Genomic DNA, 22,741 nt, shown 5'->3' with positions numbered 1-22,741 from the left:
CTACTCAGTCTGAATCCGACGACTACAATTCGGCGCGCGATTCAAGGGGCGGTCTTAAGCGCGAGAAAGGTTGCCCGGTACGGTCAAAGTGACGATTGTAATATGGGTCAGGGGTGAATTTGCCCGACCACATCTCCCATAGTCGAGCAAGTGATTGCTGCGCCTTGTCGCGCGCCGCTTCCGTTGCGCCGTAACCGCGCGTCTTGGACTTAAGATGATAAAGAGTGGCGTAAGGCGTGTAGATCACCGAATAGCCCGCATCACGCACCCTAAAGCAGAAATCTACGTCATTTCCGTCGATCGGGAATTGAACAGCGTCGAAACCTCCAAGAGCTTGGAACAACTCGCGACGTACAGCGATGCAAGCGCCTGTGACCGCACTCGTCTCGTGCACGAGGGCGTGCCGGCCGAGATAGCCTCCCTCACTTCCTTCCTCGCCGACGCCTTCGTGCGTCAAGAAGTCGTCAGCGGTTTCCCGCGCGACAAAGCCTGCATGTTGCAGAGTGCCGTCCTCATAAAGGAGCCGACATCCAACAGCACCTACCCCCGATTGAAGGGCGCGAGAAACAAGCTCGTCAAGCCAGTCTTGGCTCAGAACTATCGTATCATTGTTTAGAAATACTAGGATTCGGACTCATTTAGCCCATAGGATGATTGCGGCGACGATGCAGAGCCCGGCGAGATAGTTTCTGGCGGTCTTGTCGTATCGGGTGGCGACGGCGCGGAAGTCCTTGAGGCGGCAGAAGGCGCGTTCGACGGCGTTGCGGAGCCTGTAGGCGGCGAGGTCGAACGGGTGTCGGTTCACGCGGTTGCACTCGCGTGTTCGTCGTGGTGTGATCCGCAACCTTTGGATCTCTCCAGTCTGAGCGCCCAGCAGTTGGAGGGTTTTCGGCGACGCGCCGGCGAAAAATTGCGGGACGAGTACGGTGAGAGCGATACGATCGTCATCAAGGATCCTCGCATTTGTCGCTTCTATCCGTTTTGGCGCGAAGTTTTGGTGGAATCCGGCTATCAGCCGTTTGTAATCATCCCGGTGCGTGAACCAAAGGAGGTGGCGGCATCCTTGCATGAGCGTAACAATCTCCGTGTTGACGAGGCGCTCTCTCTTTGGCGGCGGCACGTTGAGGATGCGGAAATCGCCAGCCGCGGACAGCCGCGTCACATTCTTTTCTGGGATGATCTGCTTCAAGACTGGCGTGGTGTGCTGGATGCGCTTAGGCACAACAGCGACATGCGACTTTTCGGCAATGAATCCGAGATCGACGCATTTTTGACGCCGGCGGTCTCTCTGCATTATCGTCGCGAGCTAAAGCCTGCGGACGATGTCAGCATGGTCTTGTTTGAACGGATGAAAACGATTGCCGCTCAGGAGTCTTCCGGCGCATCTTTTAAAGCGAGCGTGAGCCATTCCTAGCGGAGCGTGTAAAATCCCTCGCCAAGGAAGTTCGTCATAGCTACTGGAGGACAGTCGTCCAAAAGCGCGGCTACGCGGCTAATGGCTCTCTCGGCCATTGTGACGACTGTTTTAGTGAATTAGTCAAGTCTAGAGGAAGATTGTGAAAATATTTTCTAGCGCGTTTCACACAAGTTACCAGTACAATCTTGCATCGGCTTTCCCTGAACATGAATGGACCTTCTTGGGGCCTTGGTCTCAGAATAGGCCTGAGTGCGGTAATGTTGTTACGGACCGTGCGGGTGATCTCGCTGACTACGATTTCTTTCTCGCTCATTCTCCGGCTGAATATATTTCCTTGGCAGGGAAGTTGGATGTGCGAGGGATTAGTCGATCAAGGTTAGTTTATATATCTCACTGGGGTTATCAGCCACACCAATGGGTTCATGTTTATAATGGGGTGAATTTTGATTACTTTATAAATGACGTTTCAGGATCTCCAATAGTTTGTGTTTCGCATTACATGGTGCCTCAATTCGGATTTTATTCTGAACAGAGTGTATCGGTTATACCGCATTTTATTCCTTCCGATTTGTTTGGCGAATGCGCTTGGCGTGATGAGGGTGAAGAATTCATCAACGTCGTAAATTCTTTCTATCAACCAGAGCGCGGAGTTGGAGCAGCGTTTTGGGATTCTTTGCCTGTGGCAAAAAAGTTGTATGGAGGAGGTAATAAGCCGACAGATGGCGGAGAGCTTCATACTATAGATGACTTCAAGTCGGCGGTTAGCAGGTCGAGAGCATATCTTTGGACTGCTGACGCTGTTGCAACTTCTTTTGCGCCTTTAGAGGCGATGGCCCTTGGGTGCCCACTGGTCGCGCCAGATAATCTTGACTGGCGCAAGGAGTTCGAGCACGGACGAGAGGTGTTGCTATATAAGGCGGGCGATATTGATTCGTGTCTTGAGCAAGTAAATTTACTTAATAACAGCTCCTCTATGAGGAGTTCTCTATCTATAGCGGGTAGGGAAGCTGTGCTCTCGCGATTCACAAAAGAGCTCTTCCGGCAGAGATGGAAGCAGGTATTTGATGGTGTGCTTTCTACAGATCTGATTCGTCCCAAAAAATCTGGCTTCAGTATGCGTCGAGGCTCCGGCGTCATGCTTCGTGATGACGGAACCTTTGATTTGGCAACTGAGATTTGTCTGAAGGCTGGGTCTCTTTGTGTTGTACATCCGCAATCTGATGAGTCTGAGATTCGGCTCTCTTTGAGAAATAAATCAAATTCCGTAGATCTTTTGGAGGGTTTTGCTTGTCTTGCTGCTCGCGGAAATTTGTCACGCCATGCTGTTACAATGGCTGACGATTTTGGAAGCACAACTCAAGCTGTCATAAAGTCTGGTCGTTCTGTTTGCGTCTATAATGATAAATATTTTTCAGAATTTGAGAGAAAAACGAATGAATTCAATAGGGATGTTTATCCGATATATTATGTTTCGAGCGTTGATTTCATCGAAGATCCAGCGTTGGAAGCCTTGGGGGGTGGCGCGTCTGGTCCGATTTTCTGTGATGAACAATTTCCCGATGGCGATTTTTCGCTATTTATAAGTTATGACGGTCGGGAACCTGCGCTTATTAAAAATATGTTTGAGCGTGGTGTTTTTCCATCTGAGATCGTTGCGAACTGTATGCCTGACGCATCATGGGCGATGGGATGTCATGTTGAGGTGCTCGTAGAAGCACTCGTTCAGAACGAGTATGCTGTGCAGTTTCTTTCTATTCCCGAACTTGAGGATATCAGCGCCCTAATCGCTCCTGGCGATACAATTCCAAAGTTGCATCGATACATTCTCAGGGCGGTTCGGGTGTAGCCGCAACATTCAGACGTAGAGCATGCTATCGTCGAACTGGTGATTCCTAGCGTGACACCCTGCCCATCCCCCGCTATCTCGCGCGCGTGATGAACGAAACAGAACGCCAGTCGGAAGAACGCAGCTGGGAGACGGCGAAGACGCTCGCCGAGGCCCTGCCGTATATTCAGGTTTATGACCGCGAGACCGTGGTCATCAAATACGGCGGGCACGCCATGGGCGAGAGCGCGGTGGCGCGGCAGTTCGCGGCCGATGTGGTGCTGCTGAAGCTGATGGGGGTCAACCCGGTCGTCGTGCATGGCGGGGGGCCGCAGATCAGCGCCATGCTGGACAAGGCGGGGGTGAAGTCGGCGTTTGTCGATGGCTTGCGTGTGACCGATCCGGCGACGATGGAGGTCGCCGAGATGGTGCTGTCGGGCGCGGTGAATAAAGAGATCGCTCACTGGATCACCATGGCCGGCAAGGAGGCGGACGTGCGCGGCGTCGGCCTGTCGGGCAAGGATGCGGGTCTGCTGACGGTCGAGAAGACGCGCCGGACCAAGCGCGATCCCGACAGCATGATCGAACACGAGGTCGATCTGGGCTATGTCGGCGAACCGACGAAGGTGGATCCCAAGCTGATCGCGGGCCTCATCGCGTCCGAGACCGAGGACTGGGTGCCGGTCATCGCCCCCATCGGCGTGGCCGAGGACGGTCAGACCTACAACGTCAACGCCGACACGGTGGCGGGCGCCGTGGCGGGTTCGCTGAACGCCAAGCGGATGCTGCTGCTGACCGACGTGCCGGGCGTCAAGGGCGCCGACGGCGACATCATCCGTCAGATGACGCTGGAAGAAGCGCAAAACCTGATCGACACGGGCGTCGCCACCGGCGGCATGATCCCCAAGCTGGAGACGGCGATGGCCGCCGTTCGCGCGGGCGTCGAGGCGGTGGTCATTCTGGACGGGCGTCGGCCGCACGCCATGCTGGTCGAACTGTTCACCGAGTTCGGGGCCGGCACCCTGGTGAAGGCGTCTTGATCGACCCCCGGTCCGCATCTCTGTCGCATGTGCGCGCCTGGGTGTTCGACATGGACGACACCCTGTATCCGCGCGAACAGGGGCTGATGCGGCTGGTCCAGGCGCAGATCAACGCCTTTGTGGTCGAGGCCGTGGGCCTGGCGCCCGAAGAGGCGGCGGTGATGCAGCGTCAGTTTCTGGACGAGCATGGCACGACCCTGGCGGGGCTGATGGCCAACTATGCGGTGGATACCGAGCGCTTCCTGAAAGAAGTCCATGACGTGCCGCTGGACTCGGTAGAGCCGAACCCGCGTCTGGCCGAGGCGCTGAAGGCCCTGCCCGGCCAGTGTTTCGTCTTCACCAACGGCGCGCGCGACTATGCGCACCGGGTGCTGGACCGGATCGGGGTTTCCGACTGTTTCGCCGGCGTCTTCTCCATCGAGGACGGGGACCTGACGCCCAAGCCCAATCCGGCGACCTTCCGACGGATGCTGGAACGGTTCGACATCGCGCCGCACCGCGCGGCCTTCTTCGAGGACACGCCGAAGAACCTTGAGCCGGCCAAGGCGCTGGGCATGGCCACCATCCTGATCGGCGACGGCCACGGCAAGCCGCTGGGCGATCACATCGACCACGTCGCGCCCGATCTTCTCGACTTCCTCTCCGACCTGACCTTCAAGGACGCCGCCGCATGACCGACCTGTCGCATCTGGAATCCGTCATCGAAGCCGCCTGGGACGACCGGGCGAACGTCTCGGCTGCGACCCGGGGCGAGGTGCGCGACGCGGTGGATACGGCCCTGGCCCTGCTCGATTCCGGCCAGTCGCGCGTCGCCTCGCGCGGGGCGGACGGCGTCTGGATCACGCATCAGTGGCTGAAGAAGGCGGTGCTGCTGTCCTTCCGTCTGAACGACAATCAGATCATGCGGGCGGGGCACGCTTCCATCGTGCCGCTGTCGGTGGATCATCCGGCGGCCGTGGGTCCGTTCTGGGACAAGGTGCCCAACAAGTTCGGCGACTGGAGCGCCGGCGACTATCAGGCGGCGGGCTTCCGCTCGGTTCCCGGCGCCATCGTGCGGCGCGGGGCGCATATCGCCAGGAACGTGGTGCTGATGCCGTCCTTCGTGAACATCGGCGCCTTCGTGGACGAGGGGTCGATGGTCGACGCCTGGGCCACGGTCGGCTCCTGCGCCCAGATCGGCAAGAACGTCCACCTGTCAGGCGGCGCGGGCATCGGCGGCGTTCTGGAGCCGCTGCAGGCCAATCCGACCATCATCGAAGACGGCTGTTTCATCGGCGCCCGCGCCGAGGTGGCGGAGGGCGTGATCGTGCGCGAGGGCGCGGTCCTGGCCATGGGCGTCTATCTGTCGGCCTCGACCAAGATCGTGGACCGGGCGACCGGCGAAGTGTTCCGGGGCGAGGTGCCGGCCTATTCGGTGGTCGTGCCGGGTTCGCTGCCAGATGCGAACGGCGGGCCGTCGCTGTACTGCGCCGTCATCGTCAAGCGCGTGGACGCCCAGACGCGAGCCAAGACCGGCGTGAACGAACTGCTGCGCGACTGATCAGGCGGCGCCGGATGGGGCGGGATCGGCCGCCCACTCCGGCGCATCGACCACGACCGCGATGGTGAAGACCGAGCCACGTCCGACCTCGGACCGGACGGTGATCTGACCGCCCATCAACACCGCGAGGCGGTGACAGATGCTGAGGCCCAGACCCGTGCCGCCGAACCTCCGGGTGGAGGAATCGTCGATCTGGGTGAAGGGCTGGAACAGGCGCGCCTGATCCTCGGGCGCGATGCCGATGCCGCTGTCGCCGATATCGATGCGCAAGGCCAGCCGGCCGTCGGGGCGGCGTTCCCCCTCCATGACGAAACGAACCTCGCCGGCGGCGGTGAATTTGACGGCGTTGCCCAACAGGTTGTTGCTGATCTGGGCCAACCGCAGAGGGTCCAGACAGGCTAGGGCGGGCCAGTCGCCGCGCTGCTCGGCGGTGAAGCGCAGACCCTTCGCCTCCGCCTGGGCGCCGAACGGGCCGATGAGGCGCTCCATCAAGCCTTCCGTCTCGACCAGCGCGGGAGCCAGGTCCATGCGTCCGGCCTCGATCTTGGTCAGATCCAGAATGTCGTTCAGCAGCACCAGCAGGCCGTCGCCAGACTGGGTGATGATGTCGACGAAGCTGGACTGGCGCGCGTTCAGATCGGTCATCCGCAGCAAATGCGCGGCGCCCAGCACCCCGTTCATCGGCGTGCGCAGTTCGTGCGATATGACCCCGAGGAAGTTGGACTTGGCGGCGTTGGCCGCGTCCGCCCGGTCCCGGGCGATCTCCAGCTCCGCGATCAGATCGGCCTGGCGATGGTTCACCGCCACCAGTTCCGCATCCTTCATCTGGGTGATCGTGACCTTGATCAGCAGGGCCAGGCCGAGGACGGGCGTGACGGCCAGCAGAACCCAGAAGCCCGGCGATCCCCACTCCTGAACCAGCAGCCAGACCGACGCGGCGGAATAGGGGGCCGAGACGATCAGGGCCTCGCGCGGGGCGGCGCGCATCTGGGTAAAGACCAGCACATAGCCCGCCATCAGCAGCGCGACCGCCAGGGCCGCGCCATAAACGCTCCCGGATCGGAACGACAGGATCGGCGCCGCCGCCCAGCAGGCGCACGACAGCGTCGCCACGATCAGGCGTATTTTCGGCGTCGACCGTCTGTCGAGATACCCTCGCCCCACGCCCACGACCGTCGCGACGAGGAACCAGACGCCGGCGATGACCAGGTCGGTCGTAGTCAGCAGCGCCAGCGCCCAACTGGCGATCAGCCAGTACCGCAGATCACCGGTGGCGATGAGCCGATGAAGAAGCGGGCGCTGGACGTAATCATCAGGAAGCATGGCCGCACTTTCGAAGAGTCGATATCGAATGGTGACATGCGTCCTGCTAAGGGACTATGAATAAAAGACTTTCTGCGATCACAGCGTGCGGTGTCGCGCCAACTCGATGTGGCGCAAAAGACTCAATGGATTATTTTGCGTGACCACGGACAGGAGAGCCTTCCTCACGTCGCCACATTCCGACGATCAAGCTCAACCGTCGTCCGATGAGAGCTTTAAACGCATCCGCGCCAATACCCGTCGAAATCGAGCGGCAATCGATGTATCGATTTTGTAAGCAGAGGCAAGCTGGTGGTAGTTGGGTTCATCAGGGTGAAGCGCCAATGCCCGATTTACAGCCCTTGACGCCTCCCGAAGCTGGCCCGCTTGCCAAGCAATCATGCCGTGCCAGGCGTGCAAGTGCGCCAAGCCGGCAGCATCGGGCCTAACGATGATATCGCGTGCTATCGTCAAGGCTTCCTGGCTTCGCCCCATTCGGGCGAGGCCATCCGCAAAAGGAATCAAACCGGCGATGCTGCCTTGGGCGGCATCGACTGCGCGCCTGTAATAGGTCATCGCTTCCTCATGCCTTCCAGCGATGACGAGGTTCTCAGCCAGATAACGCAATGAATCGACGTGAAGAGGCTGCAGGCTCACTGCGCGTTCTGCGAGGGCGAGAGCGATATGGCTTTTCCGCGCGGGAAGCGCTCGCGCCAAGTGAATAAGATAGGTGGAGCTCTGTTTCCGAGCGGCCTGCACAGCTTTGGTGTAATGGGATAAGTCTTCCACGCCATTGAGGACGTCCAACAAGAGCGGCGTCAAAAGATGTGTGTCCGCAACAACAGGTCCTGATGGGTGGCCGGAGTATCGCACCGGGATCGTGGTGGCGGGAGCCTCCGACGTGATCAGATGGACGTGTTGTGCGTCGATTGTGGTGGGATCATAGACGATTACGGCGCGTGCCGTTGTCGGTAAGGATGGCTCAAGTTCCGGCTTCCATACGATGCGACTTGCGTCCTGAAGCCAGCGCGTTTCGAACGGCGCCTTCTCGGGGTTGATCGAATACTGCGGAGAAAGCGCAAGAACAGCATCCACCCCCAGTAGGTCGGCAAAGCGCAGGGCTGCATATCCCCCCATGCTTGAGCCATATGTAATCATGCGTTCTGGATTCGGCAGGTGCCTTCTGATCGCGTCGATGGCGTCCTTCATATCAGGGTACTGGTACCAGTCTTCCCGACGTCCCATGATGTGAATGGCTGAAAGGCCTTTTTCCTTTAAGAAGCCTTCGGAGAAACCCTCTCGCTCGAAACCGTGGCCTATACTGTAGTTATCGAAAGTAATCACCCAACGAGAAACATCATCGCACGCTATGGCTCGCGCGACGATGTTTTCACTGCGATAGACGTCAGTTATCTCGTTGGCGGGCATTCAAGCACGCATACGGATGAAAACGGCGAAATCACGCCAGGCGCCTCAAATCCGGCGGGGTCGCTTCGTCGGTCAGGATGCGGATGGCTTCCTCGACCGTGACCAGGGTCTGGGCCTGGCTGCCCAGGCGGCGGATGGCGACCATGCCGTCTTCCGCTTCCTTGCGGCCGACGACGGCGATGACCGGCACCTTGCCGACCGAGTGTTCGCGGACCTTATAGCCGACCTTCTCGTTCCTCAGGTCGATCTCGGTGCGCAGACCGGCCGCCTTGAACCGGGCCACTACGTCGCGGGCGTAATCGTCGGCGTCCGAGGTGATGGTGGCCACCACGGCCTGGGTCGGGGCCAGCCACAGGGGGAAGGCGCCGGCGTAGTTTTCGATCATGATGCCGATGAAGCGCTCGAACGACCCCAGGATCGCGCGGTGCAGCATGACGGGCCGGTGCTTCTGGCCATCCTCGGCGATGTAGGTGGCGTCCAGCCGTTCCGGCAGCACATAGTCCAGCTGGATCGTGCCGCAGGTCCATTCGCGGCCGATGGCGTCCTTGACGATGAAGTCCAGCTTGGGCGCGTAGAAGGCGCCGTCGCCTTCGGTCACGACCGGCTCGGTGCCGGCGGCGCGGGCGGCCTCGGCCATCAGGGTCTCGGCCTTGTCCCAGAACTCGTCCGTGCCGGCGCGGTTTTCGGGCCGGGTGCCCAGGCTGATATAGGCGGTCTCCATGCCCAGGTCGGCATGGACGCTGCGGGCCAGTTTGATGAACGCGGCCGTCTCCTCGACGATCTGGTCCTCGCGGCAGAAGATGTGGGCGTCGTCCTGGGTGAAGCCGCGCACCCGCATCAGGCCGTGCAGCGAGCCCGACGGCTCATAGCGGTGGCAGGCGCCGAACTCGGCCATGCGCAGCGGCAGTTCGCGATAGGACCGCTGTCCCTGGTCGAAAATCTGCACGTGGCCGGGGCAGTTCATCGGCTTGAGGGACAACTCCTCGCCCTCGACCGTCTCGCAGACGAACATATTGGGACGATACTTGTCCCAGTGGCCGCTCTGTTCCCAGAATTTGCGGTCCAGCACCTGGGGCGTCTTGACCTCGACATAGCCGGCGGCGTCCAGGCGACGACGCATATAGGCCTCCAGCACGCGCCATAGGACCCAGCCCTTCGGGTGCCAGAAGACCATGCCCCGGCCCTCTTCCTGCATATGGAAGAGCTCCATCGCCTTGCCGACCTTGCGGTGGTCGCGCTTTTCGGCCTCTTCCAGACGCTGCAGGTGGGCGTCCAGATCCTCCTTGGTCGCCCAAGCGGTGCCATAGATGCGTTGCAGCTGTTCGCGCTTGGAATCGCCCCGCCAATAGGCGCCGGCCAGTTTGGTCAGTTTGAACGCCTTGCCGACGTGGCGGGTCGAGGGGAAGTGCGGCCCCCGGCACAGGTCGATCCAGTCGCCCTGTTTGTACAGGGTGATGGTTTCGGTCCCCGGCAGGTCGCGGATCAGTTCGGCCTTGAACTTCTCGCCGCGCGCCTCGAAGAATTGGATCGCCTCGTCCCGCTCCCAGACTTCGCGTTCGAACTTGGCGTCGCGATCCACGATCCGGCCCATCTCCTTTTCGATGGCGGCGAAGTCGTCGGTCGAGAAGGGCTCTTCGCGGTAGAAGTCGTAGTAGAAGCCGTCCTCGATGGCCGGGCCGATCGTGACCTGGGTGCCGGGGAACAGGGTCTGGACCGCCTCGGCCAGGACGTGGGCCGTGTCGTGGCGGATCGTATAGAGGGCTGCGGGGTCGTCGCGCATGATCAGGCGGAAGTCGCCGCCCGTCTCCAGCACCCGGCCCATGTCGCGCTGTTCGCCGTTCAGTTCGGCCAGCACGGCCTTCTTGGCCAGCGACGGAGAGATCGAGGTGGCGACGTCGCGCGCCGTGGAGCCGGCCGGGTATTGGCGCACGGCGCCGTCGGGGAATTTCAGGTCGATCATGTGTCAGTCTTTAGCTGGCGGGACCGGGTCGTATCCCGATCCCCCGAAGGGATGGCATTTACAGAGCCTGCGCACGGTGAGCCACCCCCCCTTGACCGGCCCGTGCCGGATCAGGGCGTCGCGCCCGTAATCCGAACAGGTCGGCAGGAACCGGCACTGCTGGCCGATCAGGGGAGACAGCGTCAGCTTATAGCCCCGGTGGGCCGCGCGCACGCCGCGTTCATAGAGAGACATCGCGTCCCTTTGCCGGGGTTTGATGGGGCCGGGGGCTGAATGGGTTCGCCGCGCTTATCCCCTGTCATTGCAGGGGGATCAACCGGTCGTCGCCCGTCAGGCCGCGCCGGCGAGGCGAGTTCGGGCGGCGAGGGCGTTCTTCATCGCCTCCAGCGTCGCCTCCAGCGAGACCAGGGTCGAGGCGTGGCGGGCCGGATAGTCGGCGACCTGTTTCAGCAGGCGCAGATCCTGGAACCGGCCGGTCGGGCCGTCGCCGCCGGACTTCAGCATGGCGATCATGGCGTCGCGGGCGTCCTGGATGTCCTGAACCGTTGCGCCCATGACGTGCTGGCCCAACACGCCGGCGGCGGCCTGACCCAGGGCGCAGGCTTTTACGTCCTGAGCGAAGGCGGCGACGCGGCCCTGATCGTCCAGCGTCACATCGACCGTCGCCCGCGACCCGCACAGCTTGGCTGTCCGCTCGCCCGTGCCGTCCGGCGTCGGCAGACGCCCCGCATGCGGCAGGTTGGCCGCCAGCGTCAGGATGCGCGCGCTGTAGAGGTCGTCGATCATGGGGCGAAGATAGGGCGGGACCGATCAATCGGAAAGACGGAGCCTAGGCCGCGCGTTGTGGAACGTCGCCATAGACTTTCAGCCACGCCTCGAATGACGGCGCTACCGACTTCACCGTGAGGAAGTCATGGTCGAACATCCAGACGGCGTCGTCCGCCGTGTCGCTCCGGAACACAAACAGGTTGCCGCCGCTGTCTGACGCGAAGCCCACGAGATTGGCCGGCATTCCTGCATCCCTGTAATCGCGCGTCGTCGAGACCGTTTCCTGCGGGGTCAGGAAGTCGCATAGGTGGGGGAGATCAAGTCCGGCCGCCTCAATGTCTTCCCACAGTTCGGTCGTCAGCCGTGGAAGGCCCGTCGCTAGCACCGAATCACGGTACGTGGCCGGAAAGCTGAAGGACAAGTTGCGTTCGGCCTCGGCGATCTCCTCCGCCGAAACCGGGGTCGGCGGATAGTCCGGGACGGACCAGCGACGGTTCAGTTCAGCCAAGTTCGACACGGCTTACCCTCGATCCATTGGAGACAGTCTCAAGCGCCCATCCGTCTCGATCTCCAGCCGGGCTTCGCCATAGTTGGCCAAGGTCGGATGCGAAGTCGCCAGCGGATGCGTCCAGGCGGCCGTCACCACCACCACCTCGGCGCCGGCCGCTTCGCCCGCCTTGATGCCGGCCTCGGCGTCCTCGAACACCAGACAGTCGGCGATGTCGACGCCCAGGGCGGCGGCGGCCTTCAGATAGCCGGCCGGGTCGGGCTTGCCGCGTTCGACATCCTCGGCGGTGATCAGGACGGCGGGCGGGACGACGCCGGCGGCCTTCAGACGCGCGCGGGCGAGTGGGGTGGAGGCCGAGGTGACGACGGCCCAGCGGTCGGGCGGCAGGCGGTCGACGAAGTCAACGGCGCCGGGAATGGGGGCGACGCCGTCCAGATCCTCGATCTCGGCGCGTTCGACCCAGGCGATCTCGGCGTCCAGGTCTATGTCGGGCAGGTTCTGGCCGCGGATGGTGTCGGCGGCCCGCACGCCATGCATGACGGACAGCAGGGCCGCCGCGTCCAGACCGTGCCGCGCGGCCCATCGGGTCCAGACCCGTTCGGCGGCGGCGGTCGAGGTGATCAATGTGCCGTCCATGTCGAACAGGAAGGCCTGGTAGGCGCGGGACGCGGGGAGGCGGGTCATGGCCTCATCCACCACGCGCGGGCGTCCGCCGCAACGGTCGGATCAGCCGCCCTGAAGCGAATTCCAGGTTCGGGCCGTGTCGCTGCCGGGGACGGAGGCGGCGACCTGGGGCGGCGCGGCGGCGGCCGTCGCGCCGGGCGCGGAACGGGCGCGCAGCCAGTTCAGGTTCTGCTCGGCCTGTTCCGGCGGCAGTTCGCGGCGCAGGATCTGTTCGGCCTCGCCCATCTTGCCCTGAAGACCCAGGGCCAGGGCCAGGTTCTGGCGCACCTTGGCCGAGGCGGTCGGCTGGGCGGCGGCGCGTCGCAGCAGGGCCTCGGCGCCCGGCGCGTCGCCGTGCGTCAGGGCGGCGGTGGCGGCGTTGGCCAGGACGTCGGGGTTGTCGGGCGACACGACCAGCGCCTGATTCCAGGCGGCGCGGGCGTCGTCGAAGCGGCGCACCTGCTCATAGGCCACGCCCAGCAGCGAATAGGGCCGCCAGTCGCGCGGGGCCAGGTCGCGCGCCTTCTCCAGCGGGGCGACGCCATAGAAGGCCTGGCCGCGCGCGATATGGGCGCGACCCAGCTCCAGCAGGGCGTCCAGATCGGTCGGTTTCAGGTTCAGCGTGACCTGGGCCGCCTCGGCCGCCTGATCGTAGCGGCCCAGTTCGCGCAGGGCCTGGGCCAGTTTGACGCCCGCGACCGCATCGGTGGGATCGGCCTGCTGTTCCGATGCCCAGAAGACCGACCGCGACAGGGCGTCCATCCGGTCATAGGTCGCGCGCACCTGGGCCGACGACGGGCCGCGTTGCTGAGCAGCTGAGGTAGCGGCTGGGTCGCCAGCTACGTTGGCTGCTGGGAGGCCTGATCCCAAAGACAAAGCCAAACCGGATCGGAATAATATGAAAAAGCAGCGCCCCACTTAATGTCTTCCTTGCGTGGACACGTCGGAGGATCATCTCTCTTTATGGTTAATGAAATGATGCCAAAACCTATCAATGGGGCGATTCTGTCGTCATTGCCATTATGTGAAGGCGAGGGTAGCTACAAACATATTGGCAGAACTGTATGGTGTGGAAAATTGCGCTTTATATCGCTTGGAGGGAACTGCATGGTGGCTGGCCAGTTGAGGCGAATTTTTCGTCCCAAAACCAGCTATTTCGACAATTTAGTCACGCCATTTGACGGCTTGATCAAGGCGTTGAATCGCGGGTGCCACAAACCTCTGCGAGCTGAAGATTTCGAAATTGGAATCTGGGAGGGTTTTCCCAGCGCTAGAGAAATCGAGACTGGGATTTATTTTCACCACGAATTTAAGGGTGGAAATCCAGCTGCCACAACTAACGAATCTTTTGTGCGTCAAGATATTGATGGTGTTAACGAGAAATTTTCTTATCTGGCCAAGCGATTTTTAGAAGTAGCGCGTAGCTCTGATCCAAAATGCTATATAAGAAGAGAATATAACGGAGATTCTCTGGATTCAGTTCGGATGCATGAAATCAGAGATGCTCTTGTCGATTTAGGGGCGCAAAATTTCGTATTGGCAAATGCGCATCAGAGCGAATTTTACAAAGGTTTGATTGTGCATGATGACATTAGATACATCCAAGTTCCAAAGGGTGATGATGATGGTTGGATGGGGTCTGATCTCAACTGGAATGCCGCTTTCTTATCGCTTTGTGTAGATTTGGGTCTGATACGATAGCGATGTGATTTATTATTTCGATTAATATATTTGATGAATGATAAGCTTTATGGGGCAGCAGGTTGAGCTTGTTTTGGCGGGGGAGTGTGCTGCGGTGCAGATCCACTTTGCAACTCCTTTGCAGGAGTTGTGCGGTGTCGCCAAGCAATGGGCAGAAGCGCAGCGGTTTGAAGGCAAGCTTGGTCAGGTTTTGACCGTTCCAAACGCCGAGGGCGGTGTCGCCGAGGTCCTGGTTGGAACTGGCCGGACCTTCGATCCGATGATGGCGCGGGGCCTGTCGGCGCGGTTGCCGGGCGGGCTGTACCGGCTGGCGCTGGAGGGCGAGACGGCGCATCAGGCGGCCCTGGCCTTCCTGTTGGGGGCCTATGTGTTCGACCGCTACAAGGCCCGGCCGGATCGTGCGCCGGTCAGGCTGGTCGCGCCAGAGGGGCTGGACGCGGCCGAGGTCTCGCGCATCGCCGCCGCCTGCGCCCTGGCGCGCGAGATGGTCGACACCCCCGCCGCCGACATGGGGCCGCTGCAGATCGAGACCATCGCCCGCGAGATCGCCGAAAGCGCGGGAGCCGAGATCACCGTCACGACCGGCGACGCCTTGCTGGACGACAACTATCCCGCCATCCACGCCGTCGGCCGCGCCGCCGCCCCGCACCGCGCGCCGCGTTTGATCGAGATCGGCTGGAAGCTGGACCGCGCCGACCTGCCGCTGGTGGCCCTGGTCGGCAAGGGGGTGGTGTTCGACACCGGCGGATTGGACCTGAAGCCCGCCGCCGGGATGCGGAACATGAAGAAGGACATGGGCGGTTCGGCCCACGCCCTGGCGCTGGGGCGGCTGGTGATGCAGGCCGATCTGCCGGTGCGGCTGGTGGTGATCGTGGCGGCGGTGGAGAATGCGGTGTCCGGCGACGCCTTCCGGCCCGGCGACATCCTGAACAGCCGCAAGGGCCTGACCATCGAGGTCGGCAATACGGACGCCGAGGGGCGGCTGATCCTGGCCGACGCCCTGACGCGGGCGGGCGAACACGAACCGGACCTGACGCTGGATTTCGCCACCCTGACCGGGGCGGCGCGGATCGCCCTGGGGCCGGACCTGCCGCCCCTCTATACGGACGACGAGACGCTGGCGGGCCAGTTGCTGGCGGCGGCGGCCGAGGTGCGTGATCCGCTGTGGCGGATGCCGCTGTGGCCCGGCTATCGCGCGGCGCTCGACACCGAGATCGCCGACATGAAGAACGACTCCTCGGCCTGGGCTCAGGCCGGATCGGTGACGGCGGCCCTGTTCCTGCAGCAGTTCGCGCCGACGACGGGAGCCTGGGCGCATATGGACATCTTCGCCTGGAACCCCCGCGCCCGCCCCGGCTTCCCCGAAGGCGGCGAGGCCCAGGCGCTTAGAGCCTGCTACGCCATGCTGAAGGCGCGCTACGCCGGTTGAGTTCAAGCGAAGGCGAAGCCCGCGTCCGGCTCGTCTTCGTTGGAGAGAGATCGCGTCGGCCTAGGTTTTCTGGCCCGCGCCGACCGTGACCGCGCCTCGCGTCCGATCCGGCCGATCAGGGCGCGGATCAGGCCAAGGGCCATGTCCCGCTGTCGTACTACGCCGCGCCAGCCTGCTGCGGCGCGCAGACTGATGGCCAGGATGACCAGATCGAAGATGACGGTCACGTCGAACATCAGGACCCACGCGATCATATCCGGCGCGGCCATCGAGAAGAGCCGCACGCCTTCCGTCTCGAACAGAACGATGGCGGCGACCCCGAGCAGTACGATCAGGCCTATGCCCACCGCCCGACCTCGGGACACACGCGCCAGACGTCGCACCGGCTCTTGCACAAGCCATCGCCGCAGAGCGACCCCGAGAGGCCCTCCGTCGGCCACGGTCAGGCAAAGCACGATCAGCAGAAGCAGCGACAAAAGCACCAGAACCTCCGATACGCCGGAACGGCGTCCATCATTCAAAATGGAGTCCTGCGGCGAAGCTTCAATATGGCGTCTCGATCTAGAGAACAGAGTTCTGTTGATTTCCTTCGAAAAAGCGACGCGCGTTAACGGCCCCTAAGCCATCGGGCGCTAACGCTGCGGGCTCAATCACGCGAGTTCACGTTGACCGACGTCCTCGATCTTGTTCCGCCCGGCGACCGCCTCGCCCGTCCCGACCTCGCCGAACAGGCGTTGGAAGGTCTGGTGCGCGCGGAGGTCTATCGCGCGACCCAGGCCATGCATTGCCGCGTGGCCGTGGCGGATGTGCTGTCGGACGCAGAGACACGGATCGACCAACTGCTGCATGGCGAAATCTTCGACGTTCTGGAGCGATCGAACGGCCGGGCGTGGGGCCGGGCGCGCCGCGACGGCGTGGTCGGCTGGGTGGTGGCGGACAGTCTGTCGGCCGGCGCGCCGCTGGCGACGCATCGGGTGGCGGGCGTGGACGGCGCCCTGCCGCTGAACGCCCTGGTGGTCGAGGGGCGCGAAGGGCGGGATGCGGGCGCGCTCAGCCCCGTCGGCGCCTTCGAGACCGATCTGGTCGCGGTGGCCGAGCGTCTTTTGGGACGGCCGCACGAACTGGGCGCGCGATCCTCGATCTCCACCGACTGTTCGGGACTGGTGCAGCAGACCTTGCTGGCCTGCGGCCTGCCGGGACCGCGCCGCTCGGACGGACAGGCGCGGCTGGGGCATGCGGTCGCCGCGACCGACGCCCGGCGAAACGACATCGTGGTCTGGCTGGCACCCCGGGGCGATCACGACTGGACCGGCCATTCGGCCCTGATGCTGGACGGCGAACGGATCATTCACGCCACCGGCGGCAAAGGGGTGGTGATCGAGCCCCTGGCCGAGGTCGAGGCCCGTCTGGTCGCCGAAGGGTTCGAAACGGCGATGTTCCGCCGCCTCTAGTCGCGCATCGTCCGCAGCGCGCCCAGCCGGGCGAAGGCCAGGGTCAGGGCCTTGCGCCGCGCGGGCGCCAGCGGCGTCAGGCCCGCTTCGCGCACCACCGCCCCGCCGAAGCCGTCGGCGACGATCAGGCCGGGCTCTTCGGGCAGGATGCCCTGCGGAAACTCGGGCGCCACGGCGAAATAGAAGGCGTCGCAGAAGGGGCCGTACTCCTGCCATTTGCGGTCGACGCGATAGTCGTCGACGCCCGACTTCACTTCGCAGATGACGATGTCGCCGCGCCGCCCCACGCCCATGACGTCGGCCCGCCGCCCGTTCGGCAAACAGACCTCCAGCAGCGGCGCATATCCCAGGTCCATAAGCAGCCGTGCCGCGCCGCGCGTCACCGACAGGGTCGTCTCCGGGCGGCTGAAGACGAGTTCGAGAGGGACGGCGGCGGTCATCTGACCCTTATGTTCCCTCTACGTTCTTGTCGCAAGGGCGGGGGCCGTTCAGGCGTTCAGGGTCTCGCGGTTGACCGCCCATTCTTCGCGCGTCTGGCCCCACACGTCGGCGACGACGTCGGCGAAGGGTTCGGGCAGGCTGGCCTTGCCGCGATTGCGCGACCCCAGACGCTGGGCCAGGCGGGCCGAGGCGGCGTTGCCGCCCTCGATGGTGTGGATGACGTCGTCCCAGCCCAGAACATCGAAGGCGTAGTCCATGCTGGCGACGGCGGCCTCCAGCGCATAGCCCTTGCCCGTGGCGTCGGGGTGCAGCGACCAACCGACCTCCGACCCTGGCCAGCCGTGCGGCCGCCACGGCCCGATCCGACCCAGCCACTGGCCGGTGGATTTCTCGATGACCGAGAAGAAGCCCACGCCCGTCAGGCTCCACGCCCCGGCGACGGTCGCCAGGATGCGCCAGGTCTCGGCGGGCGTCTTGACCCCGCCGATGAAGCGCGTCGTCTCAGGGTCGGCCTGAAACTCGGCCCAGCGCGGAAAGTCCTCCAGCGTCGGCGGGCGAAGGATCAGGCGTTGGGTTTCAAGTCTGGGTTCGATCACAGCAGATACTCCCGCTCCAGTTCGTAATGGCTGCCGCTGTCGGTCAGGACGCTGGAATACAGGCCGAAGCGGTCGATGCGGATCGGCGGCGAATGCAGCAGATTGTGCCCGGCCATCCAGGCGCCGATGCGGTCCGGGTTCGTCTGGGGTTTCAGATAGGCCAGGGTGACGTGGGGGCGATAGTCGCGCGTCTCCATGACTGCGCCCGCGCGCTGGCCCGCCGCCTTGCAGCGTCCGGCCAGGACCGACAGGCGGGCGTTGGGCGTTTCGACCCCGGCCCACAGCGTGTGGCTGCGGTGGTTGTCGCCGAAGGCGCCGACCCCTTTCAGCACGATCTCGAAGGGGGCGCCGGCGACGCGGGCCAGTTCCGAGGCCAGGTCGTCGGCCCGGCGCTCGTCGGTCTCGCCGTAGAAGGCCAGGGTGACGTGCAAGGCGTCCAGCGGCCGCCAGCGGGCGCCGGGCAGGCCGGACTGACGCCGCTGAAGCATCTCGCCGACATCGGGCGGCAGGGTCAGGGCGGTGAACAGGCGCAACATGCGACCGTTGGTAGCGGCCGGAACCGCCGCTTCCAAGTCCGGTTTTCCTTGCACTGGGAGCCTCGGCTCCCGATATTCAAGGCCTGTGACCGGGGAAGTCTCCCCGGCCAAACGGAGAAAGTTCGTCGCCATGAGCGATTTCAATAACGGCTACGCCCGACCCTTGCCGCAGACGGCCGACATGTCGGTCGACGCCGGCCTGCGCAGCTTCATGCTGGGCGTGTACAACAAGCTGGCCTTGGGCCTCGTTGTCGCGGCGGCCCTGGCCTATGTGACGGGCAATGTCGAAGGTGTCCGGGATCTCTTCTACGTACAGACGGTCGATGGGCGCCTAGGCCTCACCATGCTGGGCATGATCCTCCAGTTCTCGCCCCTTGTCCTGCTGTTCGGCTCGATGTTCTTCATGAAGAACCCGACGGCCAAGGGCGTGAACCTGCTCTACTGGGCCGTGGTCGCCACGATCGGCGCGGGCCTGGGCATCCTGTTCCTGCGCTATACGGGCGGTTCGCTGGCCACCACCTTCCTGGTGACGGCGGCGGCCTTCGGGGGTCTGAGCCTGGTGGGCTACACCACCAAGAAGGACCTGACCGGTATGGGCACCTTCCTGATCATGGGCGTGATCGGCCTGATCGTCGCCTCGATCGTCAACATGTTCCTGCAGTCGGGCGTGTTTTATCTGATCATTTCGGGCCTGGGCGTTCTGATCTTCTCGGGCCTGATCGCCTACGACACCCAGCGTCTGAAGATGACCTACTACGCCTTGGGCGGCGACCAGAACGCCATGGGCGTGGCCACCGGCTTCGGCGCGTTGAGCCTGTTCATCAACTTCGTGAACCTGTTCCAATTCTTGCTGGCCTTCCTGGGCGGCAACCGGAACTAAGGTCTTTCGAAAGATCGGTGCGGAAAGGGCCCCTCGCTGGGCCCTTTTCATTTGGCTACCGGATTGATCGGTTCCTCGCCTATCTTGGGTATGTATTTCTGCACCTTCGGCTGATTTTGTCGCTATCAGGTGAGCTTGACCTCGACGTCTGGGAATTTTGTATGATTCAGAACGGCCTTGGACGCCTGTTGCGGCCATTCTTTCGGCTGAGCCGGTTGCCGTCGCGCTTTGCCGCCGTAGAACGATCCGTGCGTCGCATGGAGATTAGTCACCGCGAACACCGCCGCGAGATGCAGCAGGCATTGGCGCAACTGATGCTGCCTGCGGATTCGGTCTGGCGAGGGCAGCCGCCCTTATTAGACGCTTCAGTCCCCGGCGAGAGGGTGTTTGAACAAAGCGCGATGTGCCGCCAGGACAGTTTCCATCAACCGTATTTCTCTTACTGGACAAGACGGCTGGGCGAAGGGCTGAGGTATCATCGCAAGCTCTGGGAGTTCGTGTTTGTCGCTCAGGCGTTATGGGAACGCGGCGTCTGCACCAGCGGGCGTCGCGGCCTGGGATTCGGCGTTGGACGTGAGCCGTTGGCGGCTCTGTTCGCTTCGGAAGGCGTGGCCGTGACGGCGACCGATCTGGCTCCCGACGGCATCGTCGAGGCGGGTTGGCAGGCCACGAACCAACATGCCGGAGGCAAGGAAGCGCTTAGAAACAGCGTCGTCTGCCCGGACGACCTGTTCGACCGAAACGTCGAGTTTCGTTTCTGCGACATGAACCACGTCGCCGCCGATCTGATCGGCTACGATTTCTGCTGGTCGGCGTGCGCGCTTGAGCATCTGGGGTCCATCGAAAAGGGGCTGACGTTCATCGAGCGCTCCGTCGAGTGTCTCCTCCCGGGCGGATGGGCGGTTCACACGACGGAATACAACGTCTCGTCCGATACCGACACCGTCGATAATCTGGGAACGGTGCTGTTCCGCAGGCGTGACCTTGAAGCCCTTGCGCAACGTCTTCGGGTCAAGGGGCACAAAGTGGCGACCATGGACTGGAACCCGGGCGAGGGGCAAGTCGATCGATACTTGGATATGCCGCCCTATCGCCAAGACCCGCATTTGAAGATGATGCTGAGCGGGTTCACCACGACCTCGATCGGCATAATCGTGCGCCGAGGCCTGGGGACTTAACCATAGTCCACCAACTGGAATTTCCGGCCGTCGAACACCCGCAGCACCTGGGCCAGGTCGCGGCCGCGGCGGAGAATCTGGCCGCCTTCGCCGATGACGGCCCATTGCCCCTGACGGGTCTGAAGCGCTGGGCGCTTTTCGATGCGGTAGGCGGGGGCGTCGCCCGAGCGGCGGAAGACGGCGAACTCGGCGAAATCCTTGTGGCCGACCACGGCGTAGTCGCGCCATTCGCCCTGGGCGACCATCCGGCCATAGACGCGGAGTACGGCGTCCAGCTCTCGCCGGTCGAAGAAGACGGGGCCGGGAAGGGGCGCCGCGTCGTGCGGGGTCATGCTCATGGTTTCAACTTAGGCGACGACGTCGCCGACGCCAGGGCCTGGGAAAAGCGCGCGGAACACCAAATCGCCTCGATTCCGTCCTTCGCCCGCCCGGTTGGGCGGTGAAACAGAGACCATCGGCCCGTCGGAGTTCGGAAGCGTCCGGAACCTGAACAGCCCCCCAGCCCCCTGGATGTTTCCAGCAAAAAGGGCTCCGGCGGCCGATGCTTTCCTCCAAGCGAGCGCCCGCCCTGCCGTTCCCCTCCCCCTCCCAGGCAAGGCGGGCGTTTCGCTGTCCGGGGGTGTGGTCAGGACGCCGCGGACAGCTGCAACGTCAGCGTCTGGGCTTCGCCATTGTGCATCACCGTCAGATCGACCGCGCCCGTTGCGCCGCGCACGGCCGCGACCACGGCGGCGGCCTCCGTCGTCTCCCGTCCGTCCACGGCGGTGATCAGATCGCCGGCTGTCAGGCCGGCCTGGGCTGCGGGCGAGCCCGCCTCCACCGCCGCCAACTGAACGCCGCCGTCCTGATCGCGCAGGGTCGCCCCATAGACGACGACGGCCGAGGCGCCGGCCGTGATCGGTTCGGCATGCGGCGTTTCCACCGCCAGGGCGGTCGTCCGCTCTCGTCCATCGCGCAGATAGACCAGGTTCAGGTTGGACCCTGGCGCGGCGATGCCGACGGTGGCGTTGATGGCGCCGGCGTTGGCCACGGGGCGGCCCTGTATGCGGGTGACGACATCGTCGAGGCGCAGGCCCGCCCGCTCGGCCGGAGAGCCGGGCGCCAAGTCCGCCACCACGGCGCCGCGCACGATGCCCAGGCCCAGTTCGCGCGCGCGCTTGGCGTTCAGGGAGCCGAAGACGGCGCCGGTCTCGCCGCGCCTGACCTCGCCGTATTTGCGAATCTGGTCGGCGACATAGAGCATGATGCGGGTCGGCACGGCGAAGGCGATGCCGTCGTTGCCGCCGCCCATGCCGCCAGACAGGATGGAGGTGTTGATGCCGATCAGCCGGCCCCGGCTGTCTAGTAGCGGCCCGCCGGAGTTGCCCGAGTTCACGGCCGCGTCGGTCTGGATATAGTCTTCGACCGCATCGCCCAGGCCGGAACGGTTCAGGCCCGAAACGACGCCCATGGTCAGGGTCTGGTCCAGGCCCAGCGGATAACCGACGGCGAAGGCCAGGTCGCCGGTGCGCAGGGTGTCGGAATCGACCGTCTGGACCTGTTTCAGATTCAGCGGCCGGCCGTCCGGCGTGATCTTCAGCACCGCGATGTCGGTGGCCTTGTCCGCCCCGATCAGGGTGGCGTTGAACAGGCGGCCGTCGGTCAGGTCGATGGTGAACTTGCGTCCGCCCTCGACCACATGATTGTTGGTGATCAGTATCCCTTGCGCCGCATCCACGATGACGCCGGAGCCCGAGGCGTAGGGCTTGGGATCGGCGGCGTCCGAACTGGGGCCGCGCGACTGGCCCAGGGTCGTGACCTGGACCACGGCCGGCAGGGAGCCTTCAAGGTCGGGCGCAAAGCTGAACACCCCACGCCGGGCGTCATAGGGCAGGGCGCTGGCGGGCGGGCCGCTGCGAGACGCAGGCGCCAGGGCCAGGGCCGTTTGCGGGGCCGTCGCGCAGAAGACGGCGAGGGCGACGGCGAGGGACGACACGGCCTTGAGGCGGACTGGCATGGACGGTTCCTTGATCGAAGCGCGAGCCTAGCGCGAGATCCAGCGTCTGACGATGGGGTGATTTGGGGGGATCGGCCCTTGC

Annotated in this window: 25 protein-coding genes and 1 pseudogene; 10 read left to right on the top strand and 16 right to left on the bottom strand. The window is 63.5% G+C overall.

What is annotated here, in order from left to right; genetic code table 11:
- Positions 1–22: 22 nt before the first annotated feature.
- Together QE389_RS14700 and QE389_RS10050 are read right to left on the bottom strand one after the other, a co-directional pair.
- Positions 23–595 (bottom strand): glycosyltransferase, encoded by a 573-nt coding sequence (locus QE389_RS14700; protein WP_373458346.1) that lies wholly within the window; start codon positions 593–595, stop codon positions 23–25.
- 39 nt (positions 596–634) lie between these two features.
- A pseudogene (locus QE389_RS10050) lies at positions 635–787 on the bottom strand (IS5/IS1182 family transposase); the annotation flags it as partial.
- Between the two features lie 60 nt (positions 788–847).
- Here QE389_RS10050 and QE389_RS10045 point away from each other — a divergent pair.
- The 5 genes from QE389_RS10045 (at position 848) to dapD (ending at position 5,822) form a co-directional block, all read left to right on the top strand.
- Positions 848–1,414, top strand: coding sequence for a hypothetical protein (locus tag QE389_RS10045; RefSeq protein ID WP_307366883.1), 567 nt, complete (start codon positions 848–850; stop codon positions 1,412–1,414).
- A gap of 142 nt (positions 1,415–1,556) precedes the next feature.
- Entirely contained in the window at positions 1,557–3,263 is a 1,707-nt protein-coding gene (locus QE389_RS10040) for a glycosyltransferase (RefSeq protein WP_307366882.1), read from the top strand.
- Positions 3,264–3,352: 89 nt separating this feature from the next.
- On the top strand, positions 3,353–4,282 hold the full coding sequence (argB, locus tag QE389_RS10035; protein WP_307366880.1) for an acetylglutamate kinase: 930 nt from the start codon (positions 3,353–3,355) through the stop codon (positions 4,280–4,282).
- Complete coding sequence (locus QE389_RS10030; protein WP_307366878.1) at positions 4,279–4,956, top strand: pyrimidine 5'-nucleotidase; 678 nt, start codon at positions 4,279–4,281, stop codon at positions 4,954–4,956. The genes argB and QE389_RS10030 overlap by 4 nt, the downstream gene beginning before the upstream one ends.
- A complete protein-coding gene (gene dapD / locus QE389_RS10025) occupies positions 4,953–5,822 on the top strand; it encodes a 2,3,4,5-tetrahydropyridine-2,6-dicarboxylate N-succinyltransferase (RefSeq protein ID WP_307366876.1) in 870 nt (289 codons plus the stop codon). The genes QE389_RS10030 and dapD overlap by 4 nt, the downstream gene beginning before the upstream one ends.
- Here dapD and QE389_RS10020 read toward each other — a convergent pair whose 3' ends face one another.
- The 8 genes from QE389_RS10020 to QE389_RS09985 all read right to left on the bottom strand — a co-directional run bounded on the left by QE389_RS10020 (position 5,823) and on the right by QE389_RS09985 (position 13,234).
- Complete coding sequence (locus tag QE389_RS10020; protein WP_307366874.1) at positions 5,823–7,145, bottom strand: HAMP domain-containing sensor histidine kinase; 1,323 nt, start codon at positions 7,143–7,145, stop codon at positions 5,823–5,825.
- Between the two features lie 192 nt (positions 7,146–7,337).
- A complete protein-coding gene (locus QE389_RS10015) occupies positions 7,338–8,552 on the bottom strand; it encodes a tetratricopeptide repeat protein (RefSeq protein ID WP_307366872.1) in 1,215 nt (404 codons plus the stop codon).
- 31 nt (positions 8,553–8,583) lie between these two features.
- Complete coding sequence (gene thrS, locus QE389_RS10010; protein WP_307366870.1) at positions 8,584–10,512, bottom strand: threonine--tRNA ligase; 1,929 nt, start codon at positions 10,510–10,512, stop codon at positions 8,584–8,586.
- Positions 10,513–10,515: 3 nt separating this feature from the next.
- Positions 10,516–10,746: a membrane protein insertion efficiency factor YidD gene (gene yidD, locus QE389_RS10005; RefSeq protein ID WP_307366869.1), complete on the bottom strand. Its 231-nt coding sequence runs from the start codon at positions 10,744–10,746 to the stop codon at positions 10,516–10,518.
- A 96-nt stretch (positions 10,747–10,842) separates the two neighbouring features.
- Complete coding sequence (locus QE389_RS10000) at positions 10,843–11,298, bottom strand: iron-sulfur cluster assembly scaffold protein (RefSeq protein WP_307366867.1); 456 nt, start codon at positions 11,296–11,298, stop codon at positions 10,843–10,845.
- A 43-nt stretch (positions 11,299–11,341) separates the two neighbouring features.
- A complete protein-coding gene (locus QE389_RS09995) occupies positions 11,342–11,788 on the bottom strand; it encodes an SMI1/KNR4 family protein (protein ID WP_307366865.1) in 447 nt (148 codons plus the stop codon).
- Between the two features lie 12 nt (positions 11,789–11,800).
- Entirely contained in the window at positions 11,801–12,472 is a 672-nt protein-coding gene (locus QE389_RS09990; RefSeq protein WP_307366863.1) for an HAD-IA family hydrolase, read from the bottom strand.
- A gap of 42 nt (positions 12,473–12,514) precedes the next feature.
- Positions 12,515–13,234 carry a tetratricopeptide repeat protein gene (locus QE389_RS09985; RefSeq protein ID WP_307366861.1) on the bottom strand — a complete coding sequence of 240 codons (720 nt, stop codon included), beginning with the start codon at positions 13,232–13,234 and terminating at the stop codon, positions 12,515–12,517.
- A gap of 180 nt (positions 13,235–13,414) precedes the next feature.
- On the opposite strand from QE389_RS09985, the gene QE389_RS09980 reads away from it, so the two are divergent.
- Together QE389_RS09980 and QE389_RS09975 are read left to right on the top strand one after the other, a co-directional pair.
- Positions 13,415–14,152 carry a hypothetical protein gene (locus QE389_RS09980; RefSeq protein WP_307366859.1) on the top strand — a complete coding sequence of 246 codons (738 nt, stop codon included), beginning with the start codon at positions 13,415–13,417 and terminating at the stop codon, positions 14,150–14,152.
- Between the two features lie 49 nt (positions 14,153–14,201).
- Entirely contained in the window at positions 14,202–15,581 is a 1,380-nt protein-coding gene (locus QE389_RS09975; RefSeq protein ID WP_373458308.1) for a M17 family metallopeptidase, read from the top strand.
- Positions 15,582–15,583: 2 nt separating this feature from the next.
- Here QE389_RS09975 and QE389_RS09970 read toward each other — a convergent pair whose 3' ends face one another.
- Complete coding sequence (locus tag QE389_RS09970; protein WP_307366857.1) at positions 15,584–16,063, bottom strand: hypothetical protein; 480 nt, start codon at positions 16,061–16,063, stop codon at positions 15,584–15,586.
- Between the two features lie 183 nt (positions 16,064–16,246).
- On the opposite strand from QE389_RS09970, the gene QE389_RS09965 reads away from it, so the two are divergent.
- Positions 16,247–17,032, top strand: a complete 786-nt coding sequence (locus QE389_RS09965) for an NlpC/P60 family protein (RefSeq protein ID WP_307366856.1) — start codon at positions 16,247–16,249, stop codon at positions 17,030–17,032.
- On the opposite strand, the gene mmcB is transcribed toward QE389_RS09965, so the two are convergent.
- From mmcB to thpR, 3 genes are read right to left on the bottom strand one after another with little or no spacing between them, the layout of a single operon-like run.
- Positions 17,029–17,472 (bottom strand): DNA repair putative endonuclease MmcB, encoded by a 444-nt coding sequence (gene mmcB / locus QE389_RS09960; protein WP_307366854.1) that lies wholly within the window; start codon positions 17,470–17,472, stop codon positions 17,029–17,031. The genes QE389_RS09965 and mmcB overlap by 4 nt on opposite strands.
- Before the next feature lie 48 nt (positions 17,473–17,520).
- Entirely contained in the window at positions 17,521–18,069 is a 549-nt protein-coding gene (locus QE389_RS09955) for a GNAT family N-acetyltransferase (RefSeq protein ID WP_307366851.1), read from the bottom strand.
- Entirely contained in the window at positions 18,066–18,605 is a 540-nt protein-coding gene (gene thpR / locus QE389_RS09950; protein ID WP_307366849.1) for an RNA 2',3'-cyclic phosphodiesterase, read from the bottom strand. The genes QE389_RS09955 and thpR overlap by 4 nt, the downstream gene beginning before the upstream one ends.
- A 130-nt stretch (positions 18,606–18,735) precedes the next feature.
- On the opposite strand from thpR, the gene QE389_RS09945 reads away from it, so the two are divergent.
- Both QE389_RS09945 and QE389_RS09940 read left to right on the top strand, forming a co-directional pair.
- Positions 18,736–19,485 (top strand): Bax inhibitor-1/YccA family protein, encoded by a 750-nt coding sequence (locus QE389_RS09945; protein WP_307366846.1) that lies wholly within the window; start codon positions 18,736–18,738, stop codon positions 19,483–19,485.
- A 161-nt stretch (positions 19,486–19,646) separates the two neighbouring features.
- Positions 19,647–20,663, top strand: coding sequence for a hypothetical protein (locus QE389_RS09940; RefSeq protein WP_307366843.1), 1,017 nt, complete (start codon positions 19,647–19,649; stop codon positions 20,661–20,663).
- Here the strand turns inward: QE389_RS09940 and QE389_RS09935 are convergent.
- Both QE389_RS09935 and QE389_RS09930 read right to left on the bottom strand, forming a co-directional pair.
- On the bottom strand, positions 20,660–21,001 hold the full coding sequence (locus QE389_RS09935; protein WP_307366842.1) for a DUF2794 domain-containing protein: 342 nt from the start codon (positions 20,999–21,001) through the stop codon (positions 20,660–20,662). The genes QE389_RS09940 and QE389_RS09935 overlap by 4 nt on opposite strands.
- Positions 21,002–21,288: 287 nt before the next feature.
- Positions 21,289–22,659 (bottom strand): trypsin-like peptidase domain-containing protein, encoded by a 1,371-nt coding sequence (locus QE389_RS09930; protein WP_307366839.1) that lies wholly within the window; start codon positions 22,657–22,659, stop codon positions 21,289–21,291.
- Positions 22,660–22,741 lie beyond the last annotated feature (82 nt).

This window comes from Brevundimonas sp. SORGH_AS_0993, assembly GCF_030818545.1.
In the GTDB taxonomy this organism is placed as follows: Bacteria; Pseudomonadota; Alphaproteobacteria; order Caulobacterales; family Caulobacteraceae; genus Brevundimonas.
The sequence above is the reverse complement of the archived record's forward strand: the minus strand, read 5'-3'. Positions and strand labels throughout refer to the sequence as shown.

Coding starts and splice junctions, on each gene's coding strand:
- argB (WP_307366880.1), top strand. CDS start 3,353: ATGAACGAAACAGAACGCCAGTCGGAAGAACGCAGCTGGGAGACGGCG.
- dapD (WP_307366876.1), top strand. CDS start 4,953: ATGACCGACCTGTCGCATCTGGAATCCGTCATCGAAGCCGCCTGGGAC.
- QE389_RS10020 (WP_307366874.1), bottom strand. CDS start 7,145: ATGCTTCCTGATGATTACGTCCAGCGCCCGCTTCTTCATCGGCTCATC.
- QE389_RS10015 (WP_307366872.1), bottom strand. CDS start 8,552: ATGCCCGCCAACGAGATAACTGACGTCTATCGCAGTGAAAACATCGTC.
- thrS (WP_307366870.1), bottom strand. CDS start 10,512: ATGATCGACCTGAAATTCCCCGACGGCGCCGTGCGCCAATACCCGGCC.
- yidD (WP_307366869.1), bottom strand. CDS start 10,746: ATGTCTCTCTATGAACGCGGCGTGCGCGCGGCCCACCGGGGCTATAAG.
- QE389_RS10000 (WP_307366867.1), bottom strand. CDS start 11,298: ATGATCGACGACCTCTACAGCGCGCGCATCCTGACGCTGGCGGCCAAC.
- QE389_RS09990 (WP_307366863.1), bottom strand. CDS start 12,472: ATGACCCGCCTCCCCGCGTCCCGCGCCTACCAGGCCTTCCTGTTCGAC.
- QE389_RS09980 (WP_307366859.1), top strand. CDS start 13,415: ATGGTTAATGAAATGATGCCAAAACCTATCAATGGGGCGATTCTGTCG.
- QE389_RS09975 (WP_373458308.1), top strand. CDS start 14,202: ATGGGGCAGCAGGTTGAGCTTGTTTTGGCGGGGGAGTGTGCTGCGGTG.
- mmcB (WP_307366854.1), bottom strand. CDS start 17,472: ATGACCGCCGCCGTCCCTCTCGAACTCGTCTTCAGCCGCCCGGAGACG.
- thpR (WP_307366849.1), bottom strand. CDS start 18,605: ATGTTGCGCCTGTTCACCGCCCTGACCCTGCCGCCCGATGTCGGCGAG.
- QE389_RS09945 (WP_307366846.1), top strand. CDS start 18,736: ATGAGCGATTTCAATAACGGCTACGCCCGACCCTTGCCGCAGACGGCC.
- QE389_RS09940 (WP_307366843.1), top strand. CDS start 19,647: ATGATTCAGAACGGCCTTGGACGCCTGTTGCGGCCATTCTTTCGGCTG.
- QE389_RS09935 (WP_307366842.1), bottom strand. CDS start 21,001: ATGAGCATGACCCCGCACGACGCGGCGCCCCTTCCCGGCCCCGTCTTC.
- QE389_RS09930 (WP_307366839.1), bottom strand. CDS start 22,659: ATGCCAGTCCGCCTCAAGGCCGTGTCGTCCCTCGCCGTCGCCCTCGCC.